At 61.4% G+C, this 2688-nt stretch carries 3 protein-coding genes and 1 pseudogene; all 4 read right to left on the reverse strand.

The genetic code is table 11. The annotated features are described in order from the left end of the window. Positions 1–373 precede the first annotated feature (373 nt). Positions 374–730 carry a tyrosine-type recombinase/integrase gene (locus ACLQI9_RS31070; RefSeq protein WP_442379466.1) on the reverse strand — a complete coding sequence of 119 codons (357 nt, stop codon included), beginning with the start codon at positions 728–730 and terminating at the stop codon, positions 374–376. Next, entirely contained in the window at positions 676–1284 is a 609-nt protein-coding gene (locus ACLQI9_RS31075; RefSeq protein WP_442379468.1) for a hypothetical protein, read from the reverse strand. Before ACLQI9_RS31075 ends, ACLQI9_RS31070 begins: the two co-directional genes overlap by 55 nt. Further along, a pseudogene (locus ACLQI9_RS31080) lies at positions 1284–1466 on the reverse strand (MmpS family transport accessory protein); the annotation flags it as partial. The gene ACLQI9_RS31075 and the pseudogene ACLQI9_RS31080, both read right to left, overlap by 1 nt. 176 nt (positions 1467–1642) lie before the next feature. Continuing rightward, the coding region (locus tag ACLQI9_RS31085) for a thioesterase domain-containing protein (protein ID WP_442392719.1) at positions 1643–2688 on the reverse strand (1046 nt) is incomplete at its 5' end.

Below are 2688 nucleotides of genomic sequence, written 5' to 3' on the forward strand. Positions count from 1 at the left end.
CCGGATCAAACTGAATTACGGGCTCACCTGCGCCAAAGAGTGATCGACCTCGGCGAGCGACCGCACCCGATTTTCCCGCATGCACGGGCGTGCCGACAGGCACCAGAAAACTGAATTACGAAGAGCCCCTAAACCTTGCATTCCCTCTACGAAGCCTCGCGCGCTTCTACATCCAGATGTGCTCGATCGAGCCGAAAGCCTCGAAAGAGTTGCTCCCGATGAGGAGCTGCACAACCGCGTTCGTCGCCTCATCAAGTCGGCGAGGGACTTGCGGTCCTCGCCGCTGTAAATCGCCAGCTGTAGGCCGCCCACCCGGTCAGCCACGACGATGTCGGTTTTACGCCAGACAACCGGGCACAGCACGCTTTCCGGCTCATATACGCTGGTAGAGACGTTTTCGGGGGCGAGCGGCGACCGCGTCCAGGTCCGACTCGAACAGATCGGCGTAGATGTCCAGCGTCATGGCGGCAGACGCGTGGCCGAGCATGCGCTGCACCACCTTCGGGTTGGCGCCCGCGCTGATCGCCAGGGACACTGCGGTGTGTCGCAGGTCATGCGGCGTCACCCGCGGGAAGGTGGGGTCGGCCCGCTGGCAGCGCGCCACCGCCATCGCCAGCCATGAGGTCTTCCACAACGACGGCCCGCTAATGTACCCGCCCCGCGGCGACGGCCAGATCAGCTCGTCGCGGTCCTTGCCCTCGCACGCGTGGGCCAGCTCGTCGACGACCACCCCGGCAGCGCCACGCCGCGGTGCTTGTGGTTCTTGAGCGTGCCGACCACAAACCCGCTGCCCACCTTGACCGCGTTGCGGCGCAACTCAACGCGCCGACGCAGGAAGTCGACGTCTGATACGCGCAGCGCCGCGGCCTCGCCCAACCGGAGCCCGCCGACCCCGAGCACCAGCACCAGGGACTTGTACCCGCCGGACTCGTCGGCGAGCCGCTGCAACTGTTCGGCGGTCAGGTAGACGTTGCGCCGCGGCGGCTGCTTCGGCAGTTTCACGCCGCGGGCCTGGTTGGAAGCAATCAGCCTGTCTCGCACCGCGTCATCGGGGATCCGCGCCAGTACCGAGTACGCGATTCGCACCACCCCCGGGCCGCGCCGCGACGACAGGTCCGCCACCCACACCTGCACGTCGCTGTAGCGGACATCGGAGATGCGGACGCCACCCCAACGCCGCGCGACGTGTGCACCCCAGCTCAATTCATAGGATCGGAGGGTTGACGCCTTCAGGTGCCCGCGCTGCCGCTCTAGCCACGTCGGGCCGAGCTCGCCCACCGTCACCCTGGTGGTCCGAAGACCTCGTACGCCAGGTGCTTGGGGTTGAAAGGCATGGTCTCCTTTATGTTGCTGTCGGCATACGAAGGGCGTTTCTCGGAGCCGAAGATGCCGTGCAGCCGCGACACCGTCAATCCGCCAGCACCGATCACCAGCAGTACGACTAGCGGAATCCACAGCCGCCTCAGGACCCGGAAAATCGTAAATCTCCTCCAACTGACTCCACATCCTGCGCCAGCAGCTTGAACATGCAACTACACATCGGCCGCAACACGCCAGACGGCGGCGCCTCGAGTGCGGTGGGGTAAATCACCAGAGATCCTGACAGGCCCCGGGAATGGAATGCCTCCACCGCAACGCCGCCTTAAGCTTCTAATGAAAGTTTGAGTTGCTCACCATACATACCGAGCGATGCGGTGGTCAACATCTCATGATGTGTGCAGTCGACCGAGTACGTTGTAATGTCGCCAGCAACGTAGGGTCGCCAACTTTGCAGATGGGATGAACCGTTCCTATTTCTACTTCGCGCTGCGGAGAATATGACCATATCGCCATCAAAGACATCAGGCACGTGTTCCTGCAGGTACGAGTGGTTAGCAGTAACACTTTGAACCATGAACTCCAACAGCTGATTGGGAGCAAACTCCACTACTTCTTCTAGTTGTTGGTGAATTAACTCCGCTGCCTGCGGGTAGGTAAGAGGCCCCGACTGTTCTGGAATATCTATATGATTGATTCGCAAGATGTGTTCCAGGATTTGGCTCTCGTCTGAGGCTTGATTTCTCGCGATGACCCTGTTAGTGCTGAATGCATCGTCGAGCAGTACCAAGCGTTGGACTGCGCATCCGCGTCGATTAAGCTCAATGGCGAGCTCGTGGGCTACGACGCCCCCAAGAGACCAGCCGAGAAGCTTGTAGGTCTCGGCAGGATAAACGGCTTGGAGCCTGTCTGCATAGCTTGCCGCCATGCTACGAATCGATCCAGGTTCAGCTTCGCCATTTTGCGGGATTTGGTTAATTCCGATAATCGGGCAATCCAAATAATTGCCCAGAGCCCGATATGACCAGCTAAGCCCGAAACCGTCATGAATACAGCACAGCGGAACACCCGTACCCTCCTTGAGGACCTCAACGGGGACTACTTCCATCGCACTGTCATGTCTGCCCAACTGCTCACTCAAGCTTCGAACGGACGGCGCCTCGAACACGGTGCGCACCGCAAGGCCGGCATCCAGGGCGGTGTTGACCGCGGCGATCACCCGCATCGCCGACAGCGAATCCCCGCCCAGGTCGAAAAACGAGTCGTCGACCCCGACCCGCTCGAGCCCGAGCACCTGGGCGTAGATGCCGGCCAGGATCTCCTCGGTGAGGCTGGCCGGGGGGCGGTAACGATCAACATCGCGGTATTCGG

Source organism: Mycobacterium sp., assembly GCF_052143115.1.
Classification (GTDB): Bacteria; Actinomycetota; Actinomycetes; order Mycobacteriales; family Mycobacteriaceae; genus Mycobacterium.